Raw genomic sequence first — 25,970 nt, 5'->3', positions numbered from 1 at the left:
ACCGGCCTCCGTGCGTGGCTTGTTGGTCATCCACACGTGGCGGAAACACGCCGGTTCCTTCATACCTTCACGCAGGTATATTACCCGAATCGCCATGACGAACTACGTGTCCCAGTCACTCGTATGCCAGTCGGGAGAAACGATGTCCCTGGTATCGGTCGCGTCAGTCAATGATCACCGGGATGGGACGGCCTCAGCAGTGAGCACCCCCGCTGAGCTGGCCTTCCTCCAACCTGTTCCCCGCTCGCTCGTCCACCGCAACTCCGTGGCCGAGGTGTTCGTCACCGACGGTCTTCGCCTGAATGACACCCTCTTCGCCGTCGCCGCGCAGTGGCCGCGCGACCACGCGCTCTACCATCCCGACAGCAACGGATTCAGCGATCCGCTCCTGTTGGCGGAAACCATTCGGCAGTCCCTGCTGTACGTCTCCCACTCGCACCTGGGCATCGCGCTCGGCAGTCACTTCGTCGGATACGGGGTGACGTTCGACATCACGGACCTCGAAGCGCTGCGCGTCGGCCCCGCTCCGCTCACCGTCGTACTGGAGATCGACTGGACGTGGGAGGACAAGCGGCCGAACCGCGCCCTCGCCCGGCTGGACGTGACCTTCACCGCCGACGGCCGGCCGTTCGCCACGGGCCAGGTGCGCTCGCTCGTGCTCGACGAGCGAAGATACCGTTTACTGCGCGCGAGACCCGCGACCGGCGCCCAGGCACCGCCGGCGGCGAACCACGGACTCACACATGTGCTGAACACGCCGCCGGACGCTGCCATCGCGCCGGACAGGGCACTCACGCCGAGCCCGGTGATCACACCGCCGAACCCGGTGATCGCGTCTCCGGAACGGGTGGGAAGGCTCAGACGCCGGGACTGCGTGCTCCAGGAGCCCACTCCGCACAGCCCCTGGCGGCTGCGGCTCGACCGCGGCCACGCCGTACTGTTCGACCACCCCACCGACCACGTACCGATGATGGCCATGCTGGAGGGATTCCGGCAGCTCGGCCACCTCATGGCGCACGAGGCATCCGGCGCGGGCACCGGCCAGGCGTACGCGCTGACCGGCGCGACCGTGGACTGCCTGGCCTTCGGGGAACTCCACCAGCCCATCGACCTCGCCTGCGAGGAACGGACGCACGACGCGTCGAGCGGGCAGCGGCGCATGCGGATCACCGCCCTCCAGCAGGGCCGGCCGATCGCCGCGGCCGAGCTGACCTGGAACCCCGCGGACCCCGCCGGCCAGGACGAGACCGCCGCACGCGGCACGGCCGGGACCTCAGCATTCCGCTGACCCCCGCATGAGCGCCCCGCTCAGCATCTCCCAGAGGTTGTCCGTCCGGCGGATCAGCTCATTCCGATCCTCGGCCGAACTGGTCCAGTAGGTACCGAAGAAGGCCGCCACGATCAGATCGGTCAAGTGCGCCGTCGTCACCGGGGAAGCCCACTGCTCCTCCTGTTGCAGCCGGTTCACCAGGTGCCACACCGACTCCCGCATCCCCGCCATCAGCGGAATCTGCGTATCCGTCGCGCTTGCCTCCTCGGCCGCCAGCCGGAAGGCCGCATGCGTGATGTCGTCCTCCTGAAACACGGTGGCCGCGGTCATCAACAGCTCACGCAGCTCCTGGAAGGGCCGGCCGACCGGCTCGCTGTCGACGGTGGACAGCGTGGCGGTCACCTTGGAGAGCCGCTCGGCGAACACCGCCGCCAAGTCTTCTTTCGTGGCGAAATGTCCGTAGAGCGCCCCTTTGGTCAACCCCACCTTGTCTGCGATGCGCTGCATGTTGGCCCCGGCGTATCCGTAATGGGCGAACTCGTGCGCAGCGGCATAAAGAACACGGTCGTACGTGCGAAAGGCCCGAGCCTGCTTCGGCACGATGTGGACCTCCTGGCTTTCGGCTCGATGACGTCATCCGCAATAAAGCGTTCCAGAACGAATTATATGAGCTCCCAAAAAATCACTCACGCTTTACCAGGAGAGAAGTCTATGCACAGACCATCATTCGACGCTGCCTCGCGCGTGAATCCCACACTCACGGAGGGTGGTTCGGGCTCATCCGGCACCGCAGCGGCCCGCTTGCCGGTCACGGTACGGACCGCAGCCGCGCACGCGTCCGCGGCGGAGAGCGCGAGACGGCTGTCGCGGGAGACGGTCGGGCAGCTGACCGGCGCCGGCCTGGCGCGCCACTTCGTTCCCCGCCGCTGGGGCGGTGAAGAGGGCACGTTCGGCGGGCTGTTGGCGACCGCGGCCACCGTGGGAGAGGGGTGCGCCTCCGCGGGCTGGTGCGGCGCGCTGTTCGCCGCGCACGGCCGCTTCGCCGCCTACCTGCCCGCCCGGGGACAGGACGACCTGTGGGGCCGCACCCCGGATGTGCTGATCGCGACTGCGATCAGACCGGCCGGGGAGGCACGTCCGGCGCCGGACGGCTGGACGCTCAGCGGCGAGTGGCACTGTGTCAGCGGTGTCGACCACGCGGACTGGGCACTCCTCAGCGCGCGGGGCGCTGAGGAGAGGGATGCGGGACCGCGGCTGTACGCCGTGCCGCGCGCCGATTTCGCGGTCCTCGAATCGTGGCGGAGTCTGGGGCTGCGCGGCACCGGCAGTCACACGGTGGTGGTCACCGGAGCCCAGGTGCCCCGCCACCGCGCGTTCCCGGTCGCCGAACTGATGGCCGGTGCGCCCGGCTTCGGCCGGCAGAAGTGCCATACCGTACCCTCCCAGCTCGTCGGCGGGCTGATTTTCTGCGCTCCTGCTCTCGGAGCGGCCCGCAACGCCCTTGACACGTGGTCGCGTTGGGCGAAGCACGCCGCCCAACGGAGCCACAGCCAAGGCGCGGACCGCTCGCTGCACCGTACGCTGGCCCGCTCGACCACCGACCTGGATGCCGCGCGGCTCCTGCTGGAAGACGCGGCCCGGCGGGTGGACACCGGGAATTGGACCGAACAGGATGTCGCCCGAAACAGCTACGTGGCCACGACCGCGATCGACTTGCTGGTCAAGAGCGTCGACAGGCTCTTCCGTACCGGCGGTGTTCATATCCATGAAAATTCAGACGTGTTGGAGCGCTGCTGGCGCGATATCAACACCATCGCCGACCATGCAGTGCTGAGGTCCGAGCCGGCCGCATTGATCTACGCCGACTCCATCTTTTCCGGGTTGCGCGACTCTTCTCCCGCACAGCTTCATTCCGCGCCGGGCATTTCCGCATCGGAGACATCCCGTGTCCCTGCCTGAACGCCTGGTGTTCACCGATGTCGACGAAACCCTGATCCGGTGCAAGAGCCCCTTCGACTTCCTCCGCTACTACCACGAAGGCAGGGACGGACCGGCCGGCGCGCGCCGGGCCGAGGCCTGGACGGCGGACCTGACCGCACGCATCGCAGCGGGGCTGCCGCGGGAGAAGGCTAATCGCGCGTATCACAGGCTCTGGCGCGGAACTCCCGTGGCGGAAACCACCGCGTGGGCCCGCCGCTGGTTCGACGAACGCGGCACCGCACCTGATTTCTTCGTGGACACCACCCTCCGCGATCTGCGGGCGCACCGTGAGGCCGGCGCCGCCGTGTCACTCGTATCCGGCTCTTTTCCTCCTCTGCTGCACCTCATCGCCGAGGCGGTGGGAGCCGCCCACGTATTGTGCGCGGTTCTGGAACGGTGCGGCGGGACATGGACGGGTGAAATCATCGGCGAGCCGATGATCGGTGCGGAAAAGGCCCGGCAGATACGCCGGCTCCTGGCGAGCCGTCCGGATGTCGATCCCGCGGATTGTTTCGCTTACGGAGACCACGCCTCCGACCTGCCGATGCTCCTCGAAGTCGGGCACCCGGTCGTTGTCGGTGACTCATTGGCGGGTGACTCTCTCCTCGGCGACTCTCTCGTCGGTGGTTCTCTCCTCGGTGGTTCTCTCCTCGGTGATTCCCTGAAAGCGGAGCCCTCGCCGGGTACCGCTCCTCGGAGTCTTTCGGCTTCGTAGGACGGGACCGGAACGGAATTCGCCCCAGGCGACGGACCGGGCCGCGCGGCTCGTGCGGCCCGGTTCAGTCGAGCAGGGCGGACTCGATCCAGCGACGCACCTCCGGAGGCGTCATGTACGGCAGGCCGGACGCGCTGTCCGCGACGCTCTCGGGTCCGCCGACGGCCAGGAACTTGGCCCGCATCATCTCGGCGTGCCGTGACCGGGTCTCCGGACCCGCGGCACCCACCGGGATGAGACGGGAGCGGGTCACCACACGTCCGTCCTTCAGCCGGACGCTCACCCGGGAACCGGTCGCCTTGGTCGCACGGGTGAAGTCCCGGTCGCCCTCCTCGAACGTTCCCACCAGTTCGACGAGTTCGTCGCCGCCGAAACTCTTCAGCCAGGGGACGGCCCGGACTCCCGCTTCCCGTACGGCCTCACCGAAGGGGGCCTCGGAGCGGAACAACTGGCGTGTCATCTCGGTGTCGTGCACCAGCCGGATCCGCTGGGTCAACTCCCAGCGCCGCGGATCGTCCACGCGCGGCGAGGTGAAGTCGTCCACGCTGAACTCACCGGTCAGCAGCGCGGTGGCCACCGGATACGGCACGTCCAGCACGAGCGCGCCGAGCGGCGAACCGGGCCCGTCCACATAGCTGCTGGCGTACCGGCCGGCGAACAGCGTGTACAGCGAGGCCTCGACAACGACCTCCGCCACGTCCTCCGGGCGCAGCGGCCCCAACTCCGCGTGTATCTCGGCCGCGCAGTCGACCGCGGCGTCGATGCCCGGTCCTCCGGGGTGCATCTTGAACGACAGCGTGTCGGTGTGCCAGCGCTCACCCAGCCCCTTCGCCACGGCCTGCGGCAACGGGACCGTCGCGAACCGGGCGAGGAAGCCGTCCGGATGGTCAAGGATGTCGGGCGCGCCCCGCAGCCCCGCGACCGCGGCGTCGCACGCGTCCATGGCGGTACGCACCGGCGTGAAGGCGTTCAGCAGCCGCGCGTCACTGGCCAGGAAGCCGCGCATCAGAGGCCAGTTGGGCATGGAGAAGGCAAGACCGAGAGAGTCTTCCCACAGCTCCGAGGAGGCCTGATCACAGTGCAGACGTCCCGCCACCGCTCCGGCGAGATGCGTGTGCACGGCGCTCTGCCCCCGGAGCGGCCCCAGGGTCGCCGACGCGGTGATACGGGCGGCGCACTCGTTCGCCGCCACCACCGCGGTCAGCAGGGACACCCCGTCCAACTGCCGCGCGTGGGCGAAGGCGAGAGGCACGGCGACCGTGGAGTTCGACAGATGACCGGCATACGCCGTGTCGTCAAGGTTGAGCCACGATCCCAGGGCCGCGAGCACACTGGCCGCCGTACGCGGATCGCGCTGCAGGGGATGACCGAAGGCGGCAACCAGCCTCCGTCCCAGCGGATGAGCCAAGCCGGCTCGGATGGAGGCGAGTTGGGACAGGACCTGGCTGGCTGCGAGATCGAGCACCCGGCCGGGTATGTCCTGCGGGCGCAACTCCGCTGCCCAGCGGGCCAGTTCCTCCAGCGGGGTGCCGGAGGCGGGAGACGTATGGACCATGCCGTCACTCGAGACCGACGTCATGAAAGGACAACCCCTTCGTTGGATACGGACAGGAGCCGGAGGCTGGATGGCGCGCTGCGCCCGGCCGCCTCCGGCCCGTCAGCGCCGTGGAGGGATGCGTGGACGCCCGGTCAGGCGGACGGGACCTTGTCGAGGAAGCCGTAGACGCCCTCGATACGGCTGCCCTCACCGGTGACGATGACGTCGAACCCGATGGCGATGGGCTCGGTGCCCGGCGCGGTCACCAGACCCCAGCGGAAGCGCGCCAGGTTGCGGTGGGCGTCGACGTCCCCGAGCAGCTCGAAGGACAGCCCGGCGAACTGCTCGCGCGCGGCGGTGATCACGGCGGCAACCCCGTCGTGCCCGGCCACCGCGGCCAGCGGATCGATGTAGGGGGCGTCCGCGGTGAACAGATCGGCAATGGCCGCAGCACGCTTGTCCGCGTCCGCCTCGTTCCAGATGTCGAGGTACTGCGTGACGATGTGGGCAAGGTCGCTCATGGGTAATCCCTTTCGGTCCTGTACACGCGGCCGTGCCGCCGCTGTGGGGAGTGTGCCGTTCCAGCGCCGCCGTCCAGGACGTCCAAGACGTCCACGACGTCCTGTTCCGGCGCCGCCGCCATGGACGCCAACGCGCCGCCGGGCGACAACACCACTGTGCCCACCACTGCTGACGCCCCTCTGACACGTAACAAGCAGCCCAAACAGGTGTACTGACCCCACCGGCCACAGCCCGGGCACTGCCACTCGACCACTTACACAGGTGCCTTACGCGCTCCACCGGGCATGCCTTTTCCCCTGCGTGAAAGGCACTTGGCGGCGTGGCTACGACCGGCGCCCAGGGTCAGCGCGTGTTGTGGGACGGCGAACCGGGCGACCGCGGCCCGGGACGCTGTCACGAGACGACTTCCCATCCCAGGCGTGCGGGTCGCCCGTGGCGGGACGCGGTCTCCCCACGGGCGCCGCGCTGGGGCCCATGACGGGGAAGCTCACCGGCTGGTCCATGAGCGGACCGGAATCAGCACCGGAAGCGCGCTCCCGATCCGGGCGGACACGGGCCGGTTCTCCGAGCCGAGGCCGGGCGACCCGCGGGGCCTGCACCCGGTTATCGGATGCAGGCCCCGCGGAAATCGGATCTATTACCGGTACTGGAGAAAATCGAAGGCGATCATCTCAGCGTTGGACCGGGTCGCCACCTCGAATCCGTACGTGCCGCCGTAGGTGGGGCGGAGCCGTGCGGTGGCGGCCTCGCCGACCGCCGCGAGATAATCCGCGAGCCACGCGGTGTGAGAACCCCGCTCGGGCCGCGCGAAATCAGCGCGGGGAATCTTGGCGATCTCCTCCACGCAGGCCTGCTTCAGTTCGGCGATGAACGCGAGCTGGAATTCGATGTCGGCTCGGGACCCGACATTTCCGTGGCCACCGCAGAAGAAGTCCCAGTCGAATTGGGTCACTTCCCGGAGATTGTCCTCGGTGAACAGGAAGCGTTCGTTCGCCGCGAAGCGCCAGAAGGGCGGCTCGTCCGGATTCACGAGGTCGGGCGAGTGGAGGATGCGCTCCTCCGGCAGCAGCCACGCGGCGTGATCCTCTGTGTGAGCCGCCCACTCGAAGCCGTACAGCTCGACATGAAGCCCCTCGTAGTTGAAGGAGCCGCGCGGCCAGTCGATGACCTGATTGGGGCGGGGAAGGACGCTGCGCGCCGCATCGAGCTTGGCCGCCGTTTTCGCGCTCGCGATGATCCGGATGTCGGCATCGTGCTCGACGAACCGCCCGGCGTCTCCGATGTGGTCCACGTGGAAATGGCTGTAGAGAATGGCCCCGATCGGCTTGTCCGTGATCTCTCGCACGGCCGCGACGATTCTGTCGTAGCAGTTGTCGAGCGGGTCGAGGACGAATACCGAGTCCGGTCCCACGTAGATCAGCGTGGTGTAGTTACGGGCGGAGACCCACCACACCCGCTCGGTCAGCCGCTGGAGAACATATGGCTGCTCGATGTTCCTGCGGAAGATGTGATCGACCTTCGCGCCGACGGGAAGCGCTTGTGTGGCCGACGGCTCAAGGTATTCGGCCGTTGTCCCAGTGGGCGCGATCTCAGGTATCCCGTTCATAAGCCCTCCGCCGTTCTCTCGGAGCAAGTCGGCAGAAATATCCTCGCACGCTTCGCATAGATGCGCCGGTCGAGCGAACGGCGCCAGACGAGGGCTGCGGCTGTGCCGACGAAGGCGAGGAGGTGTTCTGCCTTGCGTTCACAGCGACGGAGGCACCGGCACCCGCCCATCCCGATGCAGGCGCACGCGGGAGCCCCGTGCGCGGCACGGGCCGAACCAGGAGCGCAGGGCACAGCAGAGCCGCCCAAGCGGAGGCAGCCGGCGCTTGCAACCGTAGAAAAGGTCGTGACTCAGGGGTACAACTGGCCCTGGGCCGGGCGGGATTACCCGGCTCGATCGGTCCACGGGGCTTCCTGGCCCTGGGGGACGTCTGGGGGACGAACTCTGATCCCCAGTGACCCGCAGGCGGGACAGCGTGAGACACGTCAAAGGCTGAAGGGGTGCCCCTCACTGAGGAGCACCCCTTCTGACCAGCAACTACGCTGACCTGCTGCGGTGGGTGTGGGATTTGAACCCACGGTGACATCGCTGCCACGACGGTTTTCAAGACCGTTCCCTTAGGCCGCTCGGGCAACCCACCTCTGCCCCGCCGACCAGCGACGAGGCGGCTACAGCCTACCGGGCGCAGCCCGTCCTGGTGGCCGTTGGTCCGTCCCCGGCCCGTAGGGTCCGAAACGGGCCGTTAGGCGGGACGATGTCCAGGGTAGCCAGGGCCCGCCGGCCTGGCTGTCCGCAGGTGTACTCCGGCTCCTCTCCGACCGAGGTCCCCCGTCTTCGCCGCGAGCCGTTGGCAGCAGCAGTCCCGCTGCGTCCGTGCACAGCCTGCCCGGACACCGACGCGGCGCGGCCTCACGGCGTCGCGGGGAGGCGGCAGACCTGCCACCCGCAAACCGGTTCCTCGTAGGTTGAGTTCATGGGACTCTTCGACAAGCTGACCGGAACCAGGCGCCCCGCCGACGGTATCGCCCCGCGATCCGCCGCTGAGATCCACGCGGCTTTGCTCGGCCTCAACCGCCCTGACGTCCCGTACGTCGTCCGGGACAGCCACGAGGAGGGCGCTGACGTAGTGGCTGAGTGGCGCATCCTTGAGCCGGCCTGGCAGACATTCTTCATCCGCACCCGGGTGCGCCGAGTGTTCCAGATCCGTATGCGCCTGGTCCCGGAGAAGAACGAAGTCCGCTCTCTTGACCAGCAGTACGAGGTCACGTGGGTCGGCGACACCCCCAGGCTGGCGATGGTGGCCGAGGCCCAACGTGGCCAGGTGCGGACGACCTCGAAGCGCTGGGCGCTCGGCGAGGGCGAAGACGGCGGCCTCGCGACCGAGACGTTCAGCGTCGACAGTTCTGATCTGAAGAACCCTCTGCAGGAAGCCGTCTTGGGCGCGGGCTGGACCTGGCGCGGCGTCGTCGTCGGCAAACTGTGAGGCCGAGGTTGGCGGATCCGTGACCCGTAGACCTTGGCAGGCGGCTTCCCTCGCTTGTTCTGCGCCTGCCGTTCAACTTCGCGGGTCGGTGCGGTCGTCGGCCCACAGAGAGACGCGTCCCTGTCTCATCAGGGGACGACGACCAGACGCCCGGTGACGTTTCCGTCGGCCCGGCGGGCCAATGCCTTGTTGACCTGTCCCAGGGGATACTCGCTCCGACGTGCCCGCCAATGAGTCCTGCCCCCAGCCATCCGCATGACCGTGTGGGCGTCGGCGAGGGTCGCTCCCACAGAACTCCTGATCTCGGTCTCCCGGACGACGACGTCCAGTACGTCCAAAGCGGCGGACTGCCCCGTGCAGCCGACGAGGACAACCCGGCACCGGGTCCCGACCATCCGCACGGCCGTCCGGGGGTGTGCGCGTTGCGCACGGTGTCGACCACCACATGGCGGCCCTCTCCTCGGGTCGCCCCGTGGACGGCCTCTACGGGGCGGCTCCCGCACACCGACGGATTATGAGTCCGCTGCTGACCTCTTCCCGCCCCGGAGCCACACGGACAGGTCCCGCATCAGCAAGCCCACCACGCCAAAAAGCTGAGGCGGGACCCCGGCGTTCAACCGGGGTCCCGCCTCAGCCTCTTGCGCCGGCTGCTCTCCGGCAGGTCAGCTGTCGCCCTTGCGGGAGCCCAGGGTTACCTGGACCGTCGACTCCTTGCCGTCGCGCTTGTACGTCAGGGTGACCTTGTCGCCCGGCTTGTGGGTCCAGATTTCGCCGATCAGGGTGGGGCCGCTGTCGATCGGGGTGTCGTTGAACTTGGTGATCACGTCGCCCGCCTTCAGTCCCGCGCTCGCCGCGGGGCCGTTCGGGGTGACCGACGGGGTGTTGCCCTCGCCCTCCGGGGCGATCGTGGCGCCCGCGCCGCTCGCGGCGCCCTGGGGGGTGTCCGCCATCGTGACCGTGGCGCCGATGACCGGGTAGACCGGGGTGCCGGTCTTGATCAGCTGCTGGGCCACGTTCTTCGCCTGGTTGATCGGGATGGCGAAGCCCAGGCCGATCGAGCCCGCCTGCGCCTGGCCCATGCCGGCGCTGCCCGTGGACTGGATCGCCGAGTTGATGCCGATGACCGCGCCGCGGGAGTCGAGCAGCGGGCCGCCCGAGTTGCCGGGGTTGATGGAGGCGTCGGTCTGCAGGGCGCTCATGTACGAGTTGCTGCTGCTGCCGCCGTCACCCGAGGCGACCGGGCGGTTCTTGGCGCTGATGATGCCGGTGGTGACGGTGTTGGAGAGGCCGAACGGCGCGCCGATCGCGATGGTCGAGTCGCCGACCGCGACCTGGTCCGAGTTGCCCAGGGCCAGCGGGGTCAGGCCCGCCGGGGCGTTCTTCAGCTTCACCACTGCCACGTCGTAGCCCTCGGCGCGGCCGACCACCTCGGCGTCGTACTTCTTGCCGTTGGAGAAGGTCGCGGTCAGATCGCCGCCGTTGGCCGCGGAGGCCACCACGTGGTTGTTCGTGAGGATATGGCCCTGCTTGTCGTAAATAAAGCCGGTGCCCGTACCGCCTTCGCCGTCGCCGCTCTCGGCCTGGATCGTGACCACGCTCGGCAGTGACCTGGCGGCCACTCCGGCGACCGTGCTCGCGTCGCGCTTGACGTTCTGCGGGATCTCTCCGGCCGAGATGGTCGTGGAACCCGAACCGCCGTTGTTGCTCTCGGCGGCCCAGTAGCCGATGCCGCCGCCGATGCCGCCCGCGACCAGCGCGCCGATGATCACCGCGGCGATCAGCCCGCCCGGCCGCTTGCGGGGGGCGTGGTGCGCGGGCTCCGGCGTGCCCCAGCCGTGACCGCCGCCTTCGCCGCCATTGCCACCGCCTCCTCCGTAGGAGGGGTACACGGGCGGGGGCGGCGGCCATCCGGCGCCCGAGGCATGCGTGGGCGGTTCTGCCGGAGGTGCCGCCGGTGCGCCCGCCGGGCTTCCCGTCGGCTCACGGTCCGGCGAGCCGTACGCCGGCCCCTGGGAAGATCCATCGGAAGGCCCCTGGGGCGGCCCTGCAGGTGACGTCGGAGCCTGTCCGGACGCCGGAGCCTGACCCTGAGCCGCGCCGGGCTCGTACGCGGCGTCTCTCGGAGCGGAGGCGGGCGTGCCCACAGGAGCGGCATCCGGTACGGGAGGTACGGCCTGGGCGGCGGGGGCCGCAGTGCCCTCGTTCTCGGTGCTCACAGCTCTTTCTCCTCGGTTCCACGTCAGTCGTCGGCAAAGGTTCCGCTCTGCAAGTATCTGCGGACAGCTTTTCCCACAGCACGTCAGGCCACTGTAAGCAGGACCTGTGCGTCTTCCCGCCATCCTTTATTCCGGACAAAAAGAACGCACCCGGAGCCGACCGGCCAGGCGCCCCTTCGTTCACTCCCTACCCCGTCGCGATGACACCATGACGCCGTGACTCAAGCACGGCAGCACAGCATTCAGGTCGTCGCCCACCGCGGAGCCTCGGAGGACGCTCCCGAACACACGATGGCCGCCTATACCAAGGCCATCGAGGACGGCGCCGACGCGCTGGAATGCGATGTCCGGCTCACCGCCGACGGCCATCTCGTCTGCGTCCACGACCGGCGCGTCAATCGCACCTCCAACGGACGCGGCGCCGTTTCCGCCCTGGAACTCGCCGATCTCGCCACGCTCGACTTCGGCTCCTGGAAGGACAGCGAGGAGAGCCCGGACTGGCGGGACCACGGACTCACCTCCGTACTGACGCTGGAGCGCCTGCTCGAACTCGTCGCGGACGCCGGGCGCCCCATCCAGCTGGCCATCGAGACCAAGCACCCGACCCGCTGGGCCGGGCAGGTGGAGGAACGGCTGCTGCACCTGCTGAAGCGCTTCGGCCTGATGGCTCCACAACCGGCGGACGGCCGGTCGTCCGTCCGGGTCATGAGCTTCTCGGCCCGTTCGCTCAGCCGCATCGCGCACGCCGCGCCCCAGCTGCCGACCGTCTACCTGATGCAGTTCCTCTCACCGCGGCTGCGCGACGGACGACTGCCGGCCGGGGCAAGGATCGCGGGGCCCGGGATCCGGATCGTACGCAATCACCCCGAGTACGTGGCCCGGCTGCACCGAGCGGGCCACCGTGTCCATGTCTGGACGGTGAACGAGCCGGAAGATGTCGAACTCTGTGTCCGTATCGGCGTAGAGGCAATCATCACCAACCGCCCCAAACAGGTGTTGTCCCAGCTGGGACGGCTTGCCTGAGATCGTTCCGCCTCCACGACGCGTTCAGGCACCGCACGCGTCACGGGGTGTGCACCGGCGCATTCGTTCCGTATGGGTTCGTCATGAGTGCGTCAATGGTTCATGTGTGGCCGGTTTCCGGTCCAGGCCAATGGGGCATTCACACCGTGGCGTGGGACGAAGGAGGTATCGGGGGTGACGTTGATGGTGGTACAGGAAGTGCCCGCGTCGTCGAGCATGGCCGTAACGCATGGGCCCGCCGGTGTGGGTCAGGCCAGACATCGCATGCGTGAGCAATTGATCCGCAGCGGGGTGTCGGACGCGGTCGTCGACGACGGCGTATTGATTCTTTCGGAACTGCTCAGCAACGCCTGGCGGCACGGCAGGCCGCTCGGACGCGCCGATATCGGAGACGGCGACATACGCGCCGCGTGGCGTGTCGACAAGGCGGGCCGCCTGATGGTCGAGGTGACGGACGGCGGAGGCCCGACGCGCCCCGTGCCGGCCACCCCTTCGGTCACCGCGCGTGGCGGCCGCGGGCTCAACATCATCACCGCTCTCGCCCAGGAATGGGGCGTACGGGACAGCGCGTCCGGTGAGGTCACCGTGTGGGCGCTCGTCAAGGAAGGACGCCGGCGCGACGATTTCGGCCTGCGCGTCTCCCGTCCGGGGGTGCCGGACGTCCCGAGGATCGGCGGCCTCGATCTGCTGGACGCCTTCGACGACGTGGGCTGACCGGCGACCGACGCTTGGCGTTCGCCAGCCGGCGCCCGACAGTCGTCGCGACGGTGGGTTTCGTACGTACAGCGTCGTACGTCCGGAGCCGCGCACCGCTACCCGGCGGTCCGCGTGCGGAACCGCAGACCGTGCCCCGGGATTCCGCCTCCGCAGGCGTGTACCGCGCCCGGAGCCGCCCCGAACAGAGGCGTACCGAACAAGAACGTACGAACGCGTGCGCGATGGATCGCCCGTTCGTGTGAGCGCTGAGCGGCCGCTCGTACGGTCGGCGGGACCGCCAAGGGTTAGGCTCGCGCCCGTACCGCACCGCCGCTACCGGGAGAAAGCCAACCATGGCCAAGAAGCGCCCCCAGACGAAGGCCGCGCAGGCTCAGCCCAAGGACGGTCCCGTCCCGGTGGTCGGGGCTCGTGAGCCCTGCCCGTGCGGTTCCGGCCGCCGTTACAAGGCCTGTCACGGCCGGGCCGCGGCCCACGCCGTGACGGAGCTGGTCCAGCGCCCCTTCGAGGGCCTGGCCGGTGAGTGCGACTGGATCGCGCTGCGCGAGCTGGTGCCCGCCGCGACCGCCGAACTGACCCTCAAGGACGGTCTGCCCGAGGGCGTGCCCTCCGTGACGCTGGCGACCGTCCTCCCGATGGCCTGGCCCGCGCTGCGCCGTGAAGACGGCACCGTGCTGCTCGCGCTCCAGAACGACACCTCGTCCGGCGATCTCAGCCGGGATCTCGCGGACACCCTGCTCCGCGCGCTGACCGCGGAGCCCGGCAACCCGGTGGCCGCGCAGCGCGTGCCCGCCGACGGACCGAGGCTGCAGGACCTCCTCGACCCCGAGGCCACCTTCACGCCGGTCGTCCACTCGGGCTTCGAGTTCTGGGTGCCCGACGCGGCGAACGCGACGACCGAGGTCACCGCCTCGCTGGAGCGCGCCAACGAGGCCGCGATTCCGACCGTGCTGCTCACCGGCTCGGACGCCGCGTACTGGTGCGAGACGCCGGAGAAGAACCACCTGCGCTGGGTCATGCCGCACCCCGAGGAGAAGCTGCTCGACGCTCTCGCGCGGCTGCACGCCGCGGGTACGTCGGGACTTGGCGATGGAACACGGCTCGTGGGCTCTTTCCGCGCACACGGACTGACCGTGCCGGTCTGGGACCTGCCGACCTCGATGACCGCGGAGGACTGCGAGAAGCCCGCGGCGGAGTTCGCCGGGCGGCTGGCCGCGGCGCTCGCCACCGACGCGCCGCTGACCGCCGAGGAACGCAGGGCGCGGGGCGGACTCACCAACCGCCAGGTGACGCTCAGCTGACGGTCACGAAGACAGGACCGGACGCGAAGACAGGGCCGGAGACGGTGCTCGGGGCGACGGCTCGGAGCACCGGACCGGCTCCGGACGGCACCTCAGGACAGTGACTCGGGGCGCCGGCCAGGGCAGTGACTCAGGACAGCGACTCACGACGGTCTCTCCGACGGACCACGGCCCGGCGCGCCGGACCTGCGCCGTGCCGCAGCACCAGTTGCTGCCCGCGGTCCGGCCGCCGTGGCGTGGAACCCGTCACATCGCCCCGGACACCGCCGTATCGGCAAGCCATTCTCTGTCCGAATCCGTCGGATCGAATTTGCTAACCGCCGATCTCTTGTTACGGTTCTAGAAGCCCGGTCGCTGGTGCATCCCCCGTCGCCAGCGACCGGGCGTCTGCGTTTGCGCGTACGCCCCGGTCCTTCAACGGTCCGCAGGGCCTCCGGAGTTGGGTTCCGCGTCGCTTTCCCGGCCATTCGCGGAGTCGTTGACGACGTCACTCACCGACTGTTTCCGGACCGCTTCCCGACCGCAGCAGCAGAGGCCCGGCCGCCTCCCCTTCCCCGCCGTCGGCCGCACCCGCGAACTCCGCCACCGCCAGGTACCGCGCGGATGCTCCCCGGGACGGTTCCCGCCGTGTCTCGCAGGTGGCCGGTTCGCCACCCGCTCCGACCGCGCAGTGTGTCTGCACGGTCCGCCCGCCGGGGCCCATCAGGCTCAGGGCGGCGAGCAGTTCGGTGCCCGTCGCGTTGCGGTAGTACGTACGCGCCCAGGTCTCGTGTCCCTCGGCCAGTACGCAGGTCTGCGCCTCGACCCCGTCCCGGGAGGTGACGTCCGGACCGCACAGCTCGGTCTTGCGCGACGCCGCTCCCCCGCCGTCCGGAGCGGGCCGCGAAGGCGGCGCCGGGACCGCCTCCGTAGCCGTGTCCGAGTCCCGCTCCGGCGCGGAATCCGCCGGACCGCCGGAGAGGTCGTCCGTGAGCAGCGCGACCGGGCCCGCCGGTGATCCGGGTACGGGTGGTCCTGCCGAGGCGGCCAGCGGCAGCAGCGCGGTGGAGGCCACCACCGCCGCGAGCCCGATCATGCGGAGGTTCATGGTGGGGCCCATCTGCCACTGCCGGGGATGTCGCTTTCGGTCGCCCGAAGATATCGGCGGAACGAGGGCGCGCGGTGCCCCGCGCGCCCTTTCCCCGTACAACGCCGCTCGCCTCACACCCGTACGAGTGACAGACGTCCACGGCACCCGCACCGGCGCGGCCTCAACGCGCGCCGAGCAGCCTGAAGCGCGTCAAGCGGGACCGACGCGCCGGTCTCAAGCCGCACCGGCTCCGCCTCGGTACGCGACGGCCCGCCTCAGTAAGCGAGCCGGCTGCCGCCGTCCGGTGCGCCGGTGCTCGCCTCGACGAGCGCGTCCACGACCGCCTCCACGCTCGGCAGCCACGGCCTGGCGGAGCCGGCCAGCGGCGCGCGCTCCCAGCGGACCTGCCCGCCGACCGCCTCGGACGGCGGCAGCATCAGATAGCCGCCCTCCCCGTGGAAGCGCAGCGAACTGGGCACCCAGTCCTTCGCGTACAGCAGCTCGCCGAGCTGTTCGAGGGTGTACGGAGCCACCAGCAGCGACCAGCGCGTGGGCGTCGCGATGACGGGCCCGAGCCGCATCCCCAGCTCGTCCAGCTCCGCCAGCGCCCGCGCACCGGCGACGGCCGGCAGGCTCACCGCGCACGGAGCGCCGCCTCCGGTGGCCAGGACGAGGGGAGCCGTCGGGCGGTTCGTCCACCACCAGCGCACCATCCGCTCGTCGGTACTCGCCGCCAGCAGCCCGGGGTCGAACGGGTGCGCGCCTGGCACGGCGCACTCGGGGTCAGGACAGGCGCAGCCATGACCGTGCGTCGCGCGCCCGTCGGCGGCGATCAGCCCGGCACCCGGCAGTACGGGCCATCTCCACTCGGTGGCGCAGGTGAGCGCCGCATCGAGATGCGGGGCCGGCCTCTCCTCGCGCCCGAGGAATCCGAGCCTGCGTCGCCTTCCGGGGATCTCGCGCATGAGCGCTCGTTCCTTTCCGTTGAACGCCGAGGTCCACATGACGTTGACACCATGTGTGTATTACTTCGCTGTGCGTATGACTTCGCTGTGCGTACGTTCTGTGCGTACGTTCGACGCCGCGCCGCCCCTGCTCGGGGCCCGACGGACCGTTCTGACCTGCGGCGATTCACGCCGTACCGGGTCGAGCGCGGACCGTCTTCCCTGGACGCGCGGCAAAGGGTGCCGTGCGCGTGGCGCTTGCTGTCCTGTGCTGTCCCGCTGTGCTTTCCGCGCCACTCCGGGGACGGGGCGCGGCATACGGCGGTTAAGACGCCTGGACCCGCCGCCAGGTTCCGGGGGCGTCGCAACCGCCCCTGTCCGTCACCGTTTACGTACCCATCACGTTCGGAATGACGCTCCGCCCGGGCCGCGCGTGAACACGGACCCCGGAGGATCTGCTGCTTGATCGCACTCAGTCGATCGCAAAACCTGGCGAGGGGGCGATTTTCCGGCCACGTTCATCGACGCGCAGACATCCGGCAGCCCACCAGGACAATGCTGGACATTACGCCTGTTGTGCGTGTACATGTGGATGCATTGATAGCCGCGCAGAATCACCTAGGGGTTTGCGATGCTATTGAGCGAAACGCACCCGTCGGAAAGTCGGCTGCCATGACCGCTCCGAACGTGCCGAAAGTGGCTGGAATCAATCCGTCAGTTCCTGCCCCCGCGCACACTCCCACGCCCTTCCACGATCTCGCCGCCCCGCCCGGCCTGCTGATTCAGGACCGGCTCGCCGGCTGGGTCTCCGATCTCACCGCCCTCCACGAGCTGACGGAGCGCCTGGCCAGAACCTGCTGCCTGGACGACGCGCTCAACGAACTGCTGCGCGCCGGAGCCGCGCTGGTCGGCGCCCGCCGGGGGCTGGTCATCCTCGAACCGGCCGACGGTCTCAGCACGTCCCGCACGCTCGCCCTCGGGCTCACCCACTCGGATCTCGGCCATCTGGAGACGGTTCCGCGCCGCGTCACCTCCTACGGAAGGCTCCTGGAGGGCGCCTCGGGAGCCTCCTCAGGAGGGTCGGGCACCGGGATCGGCTCCGAGGACTCCACCGGGACCGGTACACAGCCGGTGGCCGACATCGGTGTGGTCGAACCGGACCTCGTCGACGGCACGTCCCTGGACCCCCGCCAGCGCGAGGTCGCCGCCCGGCTCGGCTACGGCGCCAGCTACGCGGTACCGCTCACCGCGGACGCCCCCAACGCGGACGCCCCCGCGACCGGCGCCCCTGCGCCCGGCACACTTACCGCCGGAATCTCCGGGAAGCTCGGCGCCGCCGTCTGGCTGTACGACGAACCCGCCGAGCCCGCGGAGCGCCAGCGCCATCTGGCGGGTCTGTACGCGCGCTACGCGGCCGACCACCTCGCCCGCCTGCTCGAACTGGAACGGGCCCGCACCCGGGTCGCCACCCTCTCCGCGGAGTTGCTGCCCGGCCGGCTGCCCCTCGTCCCCGGAGTCCGGCTCACCGCGCGCCACCACACGGGGCCGGGAGGCGGCGGCGACTGGTACGACGCGCTGCCCCTGCCCGAGGGCGCCCTGGGCCTCTCCGTCGGCTCGGTGAACGACTCGGGCCCTTGCGCCGTGGCGGCGATGGGACGGCTGCGCGCGTCCCTGCGCGCGTACGCCGTGATGGAGGGCGAGGACCCCGTCGCCGTACTGTCCGACCTGGAGCTGCTGCTGCGGCTGACGGAACCGGCGCGTACGGCCACCGCGCTGTTCGCGTACGCGGAACCCGCCAGGCGCAGGATCCTGCTGGCCGGTGCCGGGCACGCGCCGCCGCTCCTCGTCGGGGACCGGCGCACGGAGTTCATCGAGACGTCCCTGTCCGCGCCGCTCGGGATGCTCACGTGCTGGGAGGCACCGAGTGTGGAGGTCGAGACCGAACCCGGAGAAACGGTGCTGCTGTACACCGACGGGCTGCTGAGGCGTACCGGCGATTCCATGGACCGGGCCTTCGCGCGGCTGCACGCGGCGGCGGCGGGCGTACCGAGGGCGCTGCGGCACGATCCGGACGCGATCGCCGACCACGTACTGCGGACCGTGCTGCCGGAGAGCCGCGGCCGGTACGGGGCAGCCGGGACACCCGGCACAGCGGCGGCCCCGGAGGACGACATCGTGCTGCTCGCCGTCCGTTTCGACTGATTCCTCACACTGGTCCAGGACCGCACGGCCTGGACGGTCTTGCCCTCGCACATACGATGGACGGACGGTTCAGTGTCGTACGCGAGGAGAAGAAGACGTGGCTGAGGAGCTCACCCCCGAGAGCGCGGAATCGGAAGAAGAGCCGATCAAGCAGCGGAAGAACGGACTGTATCCGGGCGTGTCGGACGAACTCGCGGAGAACATGCAGTCCGGCTGGGCCGATACCGAGTTGCACGGCCTGGAGCCGATCGCCCAGGCCGCGGAGACCGCCGCGCGCCGCGCCGCCCTCTCCGCGCGGTTCCCCGGCGAGCGTCTGGTGATCCCGGCCGGCAATCTCAAGACCCGGTCGAACGACACGGAGTACGCCTTCCGCGCCTCGACCGAGTACGCCTACCTCACCGGCGACCAGACGCAGGACGGCGTCCTCGTCCTGGAGCCGGAGAACGGCGGGCACAAGGCGACGGTCTATCTGCTGCCGCGCTCCAACCGGGAGAACGGCGAGTTCTGGCTCGACGGCCAGGGCGAGCTGTGGGTCGGCCGGCGGCACTCGCTGACCGAGGCCGAGCAGCTGCTCGGTATCCCGGCCGAGGACGTACGTGAGCTGCCCGCCGCCCTCACGGAGGCCACGGGCGCCGTCCGTGCCGTCCGCGGACACGACGCCGGCATCGAGGCCGCGCTGACCGACAAGGTCACCGCCGAGCGCGACGAGGAACTGCGCGTCTACCTGTCCGAGGCGCGCGCCGTGAAGGACGCCTTCGAGATCGGTGAGCTGCAGAAGGCCGTCGACTCGACCGTCCGCGGCTTCGAGGACGTCGTGAAGGTCCTCGACAAGGCCGAGGCGACCAGCGAGCGCTGGATCGAGGGCACGTTCTTCCTGCGCGCCCGCGTCGAGGGCAATGACATCGGCTACGGCTCGATCTGCGCCGCGGGCCCGCACGCGACGACCCTGCACTGGGTGCGCAACGACGGCGACGTACGCTCCGGCGACCTGCTGCTCCTGGACGCCGGTGTGGAGACCCACACCCTCTACACCGCGGACGTCACGCGGACGCTGCCGGTCAACGGCCGCTACAACGAGATCCAGCGGAAGATCTACGACGCGGTGTACGAGTCGCAGGAGGCCGGCATCGCGGCTGTGCGGCCCGGCGCCAAGTACCGCGACTTCCACGACGCCTCCCAGCGTGTCCTCGCCGAGAGGCTGGTCGAGTGGGGCCTCGTGGAGGGACCGGTGGAGCGGGTCCTCGAACTGGGACTCCAGCGCCGCTGGACCCTCCACGGCACCGGCCACATGCTCGGTCTGGACGTGCACGACTGCGCGGCCGCGCGCCGGGAGGCGTACGTGGACGGCACGCTGGAGCCCGGGATGTGCCTCACCGTCGAGCCGGGACTCTACTTCCAGGCCGACGACCTGACCGTGCCCGAGGAGTACCGCGGCATCGGCGTCCGGATCGAGGACGACATCCTCGTCACGGAGGACGGCAACCGGAACCTGTCGGCCGGGCTGCCCCGGCAGGCCGATGAGGTCGAGGCCTGGATGGCGGCGCTCAAGGGGTAGTCGTACGCGTACGTGCGCATACGTGGTCGTACGCGCACGTACGCGTCCGGAGGGCGTTCCGCTCGGGCTCAGAGGGCTCCGAGCAGGGCGTCCTCCCGCCATTTCAGGATCTTGTCGAAGCTGACCACCACACCGCGTCCGGGGCGGTCACGGAAGTGCACATGATCGGCCAACTGCTCGATCAGGCACAGGCCCCGGCCGTTCTCGGCGGTGACGGCGGGGAGCACGGGGGCGACTGCGGTGACGGGTCCGGGTGCGGCGGCGGGTCCTGCGGCCGGAGCGGGTCCGGGTGCGGCGGCGGACGCCAGTGCCGCTGCGGGGGCCGGTGCGGGGGCGGACGCCGGTGCGGCGAGGGGGGCCGGTGCGGGAGTGCGCCGCACCACCCGTCTGGGGAATCCGGGGCCGGAGTCCGCCACTTCGATACGGCACTTCTCGCCGTCCAGATACGCGGTGACCCGGTAGCCCCCGGGCTTCTCCCCCGCCTTCGTCTCCCCGCCGTGCTCGACGGCGTTGGCGCAGGCTTCGGTGAGGGCGAGTGACAGGTCGAAGGAAACGTCCGGGTCGACACCCGCGGTTTCCATGGCGCCGACCAGAAGACGCCGGGCGAGCGGAACGCTCGCGGCTTCGCGCCGCAAGTGCAGAGACCACCAGATGCTCATGTTCCAGCCTCCTGACTTCGGCTCGACATACCGATACGTATTGCCCTTGAGGGCAAGGCGTAAGCACGCGGTTCCCATGACGGCCCTCGTTTGGCCGACGCGAATACGGCGCACGGCAAGGTAAGGGACACTTGCTGATCTTCCGGACCTGCCCTGTGGCGGCCGGGTCCGCAGTGCGATGATGAGCCCGCCATGACTGACCCAGTCGCACGCGCCGGAGCCGCCCCGCGGCTGCTGAGGGCCGCGGTGTTCACCGCGGTCTGTGTCGTGTTGTCCGCGACGGGACACGTACTGGCGGCCTGCGCGCCCGTCCCCTGGTGGAGTCTGCTCCTCGGCCTCCTGGGGATGTTCGCGGTGGCGGTTCCGCTCGCCGGGCGGCCGCGCTCGGCCCTCGCCGTCGCCGCCGGGCTCACCGGCGGACAGGCCGCGCTGCACACACTGTTCGGCCTCGGACAGCAGCGCATGGCGATGCCGATGACCGTCGGCGTCCACCATCACCGGATGAACATGGGGCCCGCCCCGGCGCCGGGTTCGAGTGACCTGGCCGCGGCCGGGATGCTGCCCAGCCTGCCCATGGTGCTGGGGCACCTGCTGGCCGCTCTCGCGACCGGCTGGCTGCTGCACCGCGGCGATCTCGCTCTGGTCCGGCTCGTCCGGCTGTCCGCGCACGGCATCGGTGAGATCACCGACAGCGCGCAACTGCGCGCGCTGCGGGCCGCGCTCACGCTCGTACGCGCCCTGCTCGGCGGACTGCCCGGCGTACCCGCGCCGGACCGCCGCGCGCCCCGCACCTCGTACGGCCCTCCCCCGGCGTCCGCCGGGAAGACACTCCAGCACACGGTGATCAGGCGCGGCCCTCCGGCCGCCCACGCTCTCGCAGCCTGACGCGCCGTCCTCGCCCCGCACGGATGGGGGCGCTGCCGCCATGCCGTCGCACATCGGCGCGACGGCGCTGCGATCGAGCTGTACCGCGATCCGTTCTCACCGTTCCACATCACCGTCCCTCGCCGCAGCCTCTGTTGAGGCCGCGACCACACCGTGGAGTGTTCTGTGTTCCCAGCCGTGAAGTTCCCCGCCGTGAAGTTCCCCGCCGCGAACGCCATGAACGTGGCCCGTGTCTCCGTCGCCGGGGCCGTCGCCGCGTCCGCCCTTCTGCTGCTCGCGGGCCCCGCTTCCGCACACGTCAGCGTGCAGCCGCTGGGCGAGGCCGCCCAGGGCGGCTCGGCCGTCATCGACTTCAAGGTGCCCAACGAGCGTGACAACGCCTCCACCATCAAGGTCGAGGTGAATCTTCCCGCCGACCACCCCCTGGCGTACGTCTCCGCGCAGGCCGTGCCCGGCTGGAAGACCGACATCGTCAAGACCAAGCTCGCCAAGCCGATCGAGCTGCACGGCAGCCCGGTCGACGAGGCCGTCTCCAAGGTCACCTGGACCGCGACCGGCGACAGCAAGATCACGCCGGGCCAGTTCCAGATGTTCCCCCTCTCCGTCAGCCCGCTCCCCGAGGACACCGACCAGCTGGTGTTCAAGGCCATCCAGACGTACGACAACAAGGAAGTCGTCCGCTGGATCGAAGAGGCCAAGGAAGGCGCGGCGGAGCCCGAGAACCCGGCGCCCGTCCTGAAGCTCACCGCACCCGCGGCGGACGAGGGCGGCGCGGCCCACGGCTCCACCGCCCCGGGCGCCGCCGGGAACGGCGCGGAGAAGAGCGACGAAACGAAGACCACCACCGCCTCGTCCTCATCCGACAGCGGCGACTCCACCGACGCCACGGCCCGTGTTCTTGGCATCATCGGCATCGTCGTCGGCGTCGCCGGGGTGGCCTACGGCGTCCTCGCAGGACGGCGCCGCACCGCCTGACGCACCACGCGCCCGCGGCGCGCGAGGCTGGGCCGACCCTGCCCCGCGCGCCGCGGGCGCCCCGTACTCCACCACCAGGAAACTCCTCATGCGCAAGAACCTCGTGCCGGCCGCCGCCCTCGCGATCGCCGCCGTGCTCACCCTGTCCGCCTGTGGAAGCGACAGCGACGACAGCTCCTCGAAGCCGGTCGCCGATGTCTCCACCCAGGGGCAGCAGAAGCCGGCGACCGTGCTCGACCAGCCCTTCGAGAAGCCGGACCTCGTCCTCAAGGACACGAAGGGGGCGACGTACGACCTCCGCGAGGCGACCAAGGGCAAACCGACGCTCATCTACTTCGGCTACACGAACTGCCCCGATGTCTGCCCGCTGACGATGAGCAACCTCGCCATCGCCAGGAAGTCGCTCACCAAGGCCGAACAGGACCAGCTCCAGGTCGTCTTCATCACCACCGATCCCGAGCGGGACACCTCCGCCGAACTCGCCAAGTGGCTGCCCGCCGCGGGCGACCCCTCCTTCACCGGACTCACCGGCGACTTCACCGACATCCAGGCCGGTGCCCGCAAGCTCGGCATCGCCATCGAGGCGCCCGAGAAGCAGAAGGACGGCACCGTCCTGTCCATGCACGGCGCGCAGGTCATCGCGTTCTCACCGAAGACCGACGCCGGGTACGTCCTCTACAACGACGACACCAGCGCCGACGACTACGCCAAGGACCTGCCGAAGATCATCAAGGGGGAGAACCCGTGAACCGGCGCGCCGCCCTCGCTCTGGCCCTGAGCCTCGCGGCCGGGTCGGCGCTGGCCGGCTGCTCCTCGGACTCGTCCGGCTCCGCCTCCACCTCCCATTCCGTTTCCGCTTCCGTTCCTGGCGTCCCGAAGCTGAAGGTCAGCGGCGCCTTCATGCCGCAGCCCGTCAGCGACCTCGCGGCCGGCTTCCTCGTCGTCACCAACAGCGGCGGCGCCGCCGACCGGCTCACCTCCGTCACCAGCGATCTCTCGGACAGCATCACGATCCACCGGACCGAGAACCAGCGGATGACGGAGGTGAAGTCCTTCGCCGTCCCCGCGGGCGGCACGCTCGATCTCCGGCGCGGCGGCAGCCACATCATGTTCGCGAAACTCACCCGGCGGCCCGAACAGGGCCAGAAGGTCAGCATCGAACTGCACTTCGAGAAGACCGGCCTGCTCAAGGTCGAGCTTCCCGTGAAGGAGACCACCTACAACCCGGCCCAGCAGTGAGGGACTGATACGCCATGTCGGACACCGCCCCGCGCTTCGGACCCGCACCTCTCGTGCGGCTACTGCTCATCACCGCGGTGCTCCTCGGCACCGTCTTCACCGTGCTGTCCGGCACGGCGTCGGCGCACGCCGCGCTGACCGGGAGCACCCCCGAAGACGGGGCGGTGGTCGCCACCGCGCCCAAGGACATCACTCTCACTTTCTCCGAAAAGGTCGCCCTGGGCGACAACTCGATCCGCGTACTCGACCCCGCCAACAAGCGCGCGGACACCGCCACGATCCGCGACCTGAGCAGCGGAGGCTCCGCCCGCTACGGCGTCTCCCTGCACGCGGGGCTGCCCGACGGCACCTACACCGTCGCCTGGCAGGCCGTGTCCGAGGACAGCCATCCGGTCTCCGGCGCCTTCACCTTCTCCATCGGCGCACCCTCCGAGACCACCGCGGCGCTGCCCGACGAGCAGGTCGGCGGCGGAATCGTCGGCCTCCTCTACGGCGTCGCGCGCTACGCCTCCTACGCGGGGTTCATCCTGCTCGTCGGCGGAGCCGCCTTCATCCTCGGCTGCTGGCAGCGCGGCGCGTCCGCCCGCCCCCTGCAGCGCCTCGTCGTCCAGGGATGGGTCACCCTCACCGGCGCCACTCTCGTACTGCTCCTCCTTCGCTCGCCGTACACCGGCTCGGGCAGACTGACCGACGCCTTCGACCTCGCTGGACTCCAGGACGTCCTGGGGACGAAGGAGGGGGCCACTCTGATCTCCCGGCTGCTCCTCCTGGGCGCGGCCGCACTCTTCGTCGCCGTCCTCTTCGGCGCGTTCGCCAAGCGCGAGACAGCGCAGGACGAGAAAGAGGCCGACGAGAAAGAGAGCAGGGAGAAGAAGGACCTCACCTTCGGCCTCGTCATGGGCGGCACCGTCGTCGCGGCCGGGATAGCCGCGACCTGGGCGCTGTCCGAACACGCCTCGACCGGGATCCAGACCGGACTCGCCATGCCGGTGGACGTCCTGCACCTGCTCGCCGCGGCCACCTGGCTCGGCGGACTGGCAGCTCTGCTCGTCGCTCTCCACCGGACTCCTTTCATCGACAGCGCGGCGGTACGGCGCTTCTCGCGCACCGCTTTTGTCAGCGTCTGCGTACTCGCCGCGACGGGGACCTACCAGTCCTGGCGGCAGGTCGGGTCGTGGTCGGCGCTCGTGGATACGTCATATGGGCAGCTCCTGCTGGTCAAGGTCGGTCTTGTCGCGGTACTGGTCGCACTGGCGTGGTTCTCCCGGAAGTGGACGGCGCGGCTCGGGCCGGCGGGCGGGCGCGACGAGTCGATCGGTCACGTCGCGCGCAGCGAGCAGGACGAGCACGCCGAACCGGTGGAGCGGCTCGAACCGGCTGAGCGGACCGGGCCGGTCGAGCAGACCGGGCCGGTCGAGCACGCTGAACCGGTCGCGCGGGCGGCGGCCGAAGCTGGAGGGGACTCCGAGACATCGTCGGAGACCGTGAGGGGAACCGGAACCGTGGCCGCGACTGCTGCGGCGACGGCCGGATCGGGGGGCTCGGCCGGTGGCACTGTAAGAGCTACCCAGCTCGCCCGGCAGCAAGCCGCATTGGCGACCACACGCCAGAAGCGGATCAGGAACGCCGATCCCGTCCGCTCCGGACTGCGCCGCTCCGTGCTCGCGGAGGCCGGGGTCGCCGTCGTACTCCTCGCCGTCACAACCGTGCTGACCGCCACAGAACCGGGCCGTACCGCCGGGCAGGAAGCGAAACGGCCCGGCGTTCCGGCAGCGTCGGCCCCCGCGTCCGCCGGTCCGGTCAACCTCACCCTGCCCTTCGACACCGGCGGCCGGAACGGCAAGGGCACCGTCGAACTCGCTCTCGATCCCGCCCGCACGGGCGCCAACCTGATGCACCTCTATGTCAACGGACCCGACGGCAAGCCGCTCGACGTGCCTGAGGTGAAGGCCGCCTTTACCCTCAAGTCACAGAAGATCGGCCCGCTGCCCATCGTCCCCGAGCGCTTCGCTCCCGGACACTGGAGCGCGGACGGCATACAGATCCCGATGCCCGGCGACTGGCTGCTCCAGGTGACCGTACGGACCTCGGACATCGACCAGACGACCGTCGAGAAGAACGTGAAGATCGGCTGA

General features: G+C 70.0%; 22 protein-coding genes and 1 tRNA gene. 14 read left to right on the top strand and 9 right to left on the bottom strand.

Going from position 1 to position 25,970, the window contains the following annotated elements; translation table 11 throughout:
• Positions 1-199 precede the first annotated feature (199 nt).
• Positions 200-1,288 carry a ScbA/BarX family gamma-butyrolactone biosynthesis protein gene (locus ACIP6N_RS12155; RefSeq protein WP_401814941.1) on the top strand — a complete coding sequence of 363 codons (1,089 nt, stop codon included), beginning with the start codon at positions 200-202 and terminating at the stop codon, positions 1,286-1,288.
• Here the strand turns inward: ACIP6N_RS12155 and ACIP6N_RS12150 are convergent.
• Positions 1,274-1,777: a TetR family transcriptional regulator gene (locus ACIP6N_RS12150; protein ID WP_401814940.1), complete on the bottom strand. Its 504-nt coding sequence runs from the start codon at positions 1,775-1,777 to the stop codon at positions 1,274-1,276. The two genes, ACIP6N_RS12155 and ACIP6N_RS12150, sit on opposite strands and share 15 nt — an antisense overlap.
• A gap of 21 nt (positions 1,778-1,798) precedes the next feature.
• Here ACIP6N_RS12150 and ACIP6N_RS12145 point away from each other — a divergent pair, with 21 nt between their 5' ends.
• A complete protein-coding gene (locus ACIP6N_RS12145; protein WP_401814938.1) occupies positions 1,799-3,229 on the top strand; it encodes an acyl-CoA dehydrogenase family protein in 1,431 nt (476 codons plus the stop codon).
• Positions 3,216-3,965: an HAD family hydrolase gene (locus ACIP6N_RS12140; RefSeq protein WP_401814936.1), complete on the top strand. Its 750-nt coding sequence runs from the start codon at positions 3,216-3,218 to the stop codon at positions 3,963-3,965. Before ACIP6N_RS12145 ends, ACIP6N_RS12140 begins: the two co-directional genes overlap by 14 nt.
• A gap of 64 nt (positions 3,966-4,029) precedes the next feature.
• Here ACIP6N_RS12140 and ACIP6N_RS12135 read toward each other — a convergent pair whose 3' ends face one another.
• The 4 genes from ACIP6N_RS12135 to ACIP6N_RS12120 form a co-directional block, all read right to left on the bottom strand.
• The gene (locus ACIP6N_RS12135; protein ID WP_401814934.1) at positions 4,030-5,544 is read right to left on the bottom strand and encodes an MmgE/PrpD family protein; all 1,515 of its coding nucleotides are present in this window, start codon (positions 5,542-5,544) and stop codon (positions 4,030-4,032) included.
• A gap of 110 nt (positions 5,545-5,654) precedes the next feature.
• Positions 5,655-6,023 (bottom strand): nuclear transport factor 2 family protein, encoded by a 369-nt coding sequence (locus ACIP6N_RS12130; protein WP_401814932.1) that lies wholly within the window; start codon positions 6,021-6,023, stop codon positions 5,655-5,657.
• Positions 6,024-6,661: 638 nt separating this feature from the next.
• Positions 6,662-7,630 carry an MBL fold metallo-hydrolase gene (locus tag ACIP6N_RS12125; protein ID WP_401814930.1) on the bottom strand — a complete coding sequence of 323 codons (969 nt, stop codon included), beginning with the start codon at positions 7,628-7,630 and terminating at the stop codon, positions 6,662-6,664.
• A 493-nt stretch (positions 7,631-8,123) separates the two neighbouring features.
• Positions 8,124-8,210, bottom strand: a tRNA-Ser gene (locus tag ACIP6N_RS12120).
• Between the two features lie 333 nt (positions 8,211-8,543).
• Between ACIP6N_RS12120 and ACIP6N_RS12115 the strand changes: the two genes are divergently transcribed.
• On the top strand, positions 8,544-9,053 hold the full coding sequence (locus ACIP6N_RS12115; protein ID WP_401814928.1) for a hypothetical protein: 510 nt from the start codon (positions 8,544-8,546) through the stop codon (positions 9,051-9,053).
• Between the two features lie 662 nt (positions 9,054-9,715).
• Here the strand turns inward: ACIP6N_RS12115 and ACIP6N_RS12110 are convergent.
• Positions 9,716-11,269 carry a S1C family serine protease gene (locus ACIP6N_RS12110; RefSeq protein ID WP_401814926.1) on the bottom strand — a complete coding sequence of 518 codons (1,554 nt, stop codon included), beginning with the start codon at positions 11,267-11,269 and terminating at the stop codon, positions 9,716-9,718.
• 291 nt (positions 11,270-11,560) lie between these two features.
• On the opposite strand from ACIP6N_RS12110, the gene ACIP6N_RS12105 reads away from it, so the two are divergent.
• The 3 genes from ACIP6N_RS12105 to ACIP6N_RS12095 all read left to right on the top strand — a co-directional run bounded on the left by ACIP6N_RS12105 (position 11,561) and on the right by ACIP6N_RS12095 (position 14,307).
• Complete coding sequence (locus ACIP6N_RS12105; protein ID WP_401815241.1) at positions 11,561-12,292, top strand: glycerophosphodiester phosphodiesterase family protein; 732 nt, start codon at positions 11,561-11,563, stop codon at positions 12,290-12,292.
• 102 nt (positions 12,293-12,394) lie between these two features.
• Positions 12,395-13,006, top strand: coding sequence for an ATP-binding protein (locus ACIP6N_RS12100; protein ID WP_401814925.1), 612 nt, complete (start codon positions 12,395-12,397; stop codon positions 13,004-13,006).
• Positions 13,007-13,341: 335 nt separating this feature from the next.
• Positions 13,342-14,307: a DUF5926 family protein gene (locus ACIP6N_RS12095; protein WP_401814923.1), complete on the top strand. Its 966-nt coding sequence runs from the start codon at positions 13,342-13,344 to the stop codon at positions 14,305-14,307.
• A gap of 487 nt (positions 14,308-14,794) precedes the next feature.
• Here ACIP6N_RS12095 and ACIP6N_RS12090 read toward each other — a convergent pair whose 3' ends face one another.
• Positions 14,795-15,394, bottom strand: a complete 600-nt coding sequence (locus ACIP6N_RS12090) for a hypothetical protein (protein ID WP_401814921.1) — start codon at positions 15,392-15,394, stop codon at positions 14,795-14,797.
• Between the two features lie 257 nt (positions 15,395-15,651).
• Positions 15,652-16,341: a bifunctional DNA primase/polymerase gene (locus tag ACIP6N_RS12085; protein ID WP_401814920.1), complete on the bottom strand. Its 690-nt coding sequence runs from the start codon at positions 16,339-16,341 to the stop codon at positions 15,652-15,654.
• A 534-nt stretch (positions 16,342-16,875) separates the two neighbouring features.
• Here ACIP6N_RS12085 and ACIP6N_RS12080 point away from each other — a divergent pair.
• Positions 16,876-18,522 carry a PP2C family protein-serine/threonine phosphatase gene (locus ACIP6N_RS12080; RefSeq protein ID WP_401814918.1) on the top strand — a complete coding sequence of 549 codons (1,647 nt, stop codon included), beginning with the start codon at positions 16,876-16,878 and terminating at the stop codon, positions 18,520-18,522.
• Positions 18,523-18,619: 97 nt separating this feature from the next.
• The gene (locus tag ACIP6N_RS12075; RefSeq protein WP_401814916.1) at positions 18,620-20,077 is read left to right on the top strand and encodes an aminopeptidase P family protein; all 1,458 of its coding nucleotides are present in this window, start codon (positions 18,620-18,622) and stop codon (positions 20,075-20,077) included.
• A gap of 68 nt (positions 20,078-20,145) precedes the next feature.
• On the opposite strand, the gene ACIP6N_RS12070 is transcribed toward ACIP6N_RS12075, so the two are convergent.
• Positions 20,146-20,736 (bottom strand): ATP-binding protein, encoded by a 591-nt coding sequence (locus ACIP6N_RS12070; protein WP_401814914.1) that lies wholly within the window; start codon positions 20,734-20,736, stop codon positions 20,146-20,148.
• Between the two features lie 192 nt (positions 20,737-20,928).
• Between ACIP6N_RS12070 and ACIP6N_RS12065 the strand changes: the two genes are divergently transcribed.
• From ACIP6N_RS12065 to ACIP6N_RS12045, 5 genes are all read left to right on the top strand, one after another.
• Positions 20,929-21,621, top strand: coding sequence for a hypothetical protein (locus tag ACIP6N_RS12065; RefSeq protein WP_401814912.1), 693 nt, complete (start codon positions 20,929-20,931; stop codon positions 21,619-21,621).
• A gap of 216 nt (positions 21,622-21,837) precedes the next feature.
• On the top strand, positions 21,838-22,596 hold the full coding sequence (locus tag ACIP6N_RS12060) for a YcnI family protein (protein ID WP_401815240.1): 759 nt from the start codon (positions 21,838-21,840) through the stop codon (positions 22,594-22,596).
• A gap of 88 nt (positions 22,597-22,684) precedes the next feature.
• Positions 22,685-23,344, top strand: a complete 660-nt coding sequence (locus ACIP6N_RS12055) for an SCO family protein (RefSeq protein WP_401814911.1) — start codon at positions 22,685-22,687, stop codon at positions 23,342-23,344.
• Positions 23,341-23,835: a copper chaperone PCu(A)C gene (locus tag ACIP6N_RS12050; RefSeq protein ID WP_401814910.1), complete on the top strand. Its 495-nt coding sequence runs from the start codon at positions 23,341-23,343 to the stop codon at positions 23,833-23,835. Before ACIP6N_RS12055 ends, ACIP6N_RS12050 begins: the two co-directional genes overlap by 4 nt.
• A gap of 14 nt (positions 23,836-23,849) precedes the next feature.
• Positions 23,850-25,970 (top strand): copper resistance CopC/CopD family protein, encoded by a 2,121-nt coding sequence (locus ACIP6N_RS12045; protein ID WP_401814909.1) that lies wholly within the window; start codon positions 23,850-23,852, stop codon positions 25,968-25,970.

This window comes from Streptomyces sp. NPDC088725 (genome assembly GCF_044751305.1).
GTDB lineage: Bacteria > Actinomycetota > Actinomycetes > Streptomycetales > Streptomycetaceae > Streptomyces.
The sequence above is the reverse complement of the archived record's forward strand: the minus strand, read 5'-3'. Positions and strand labels throughout refer to the sequence as shown.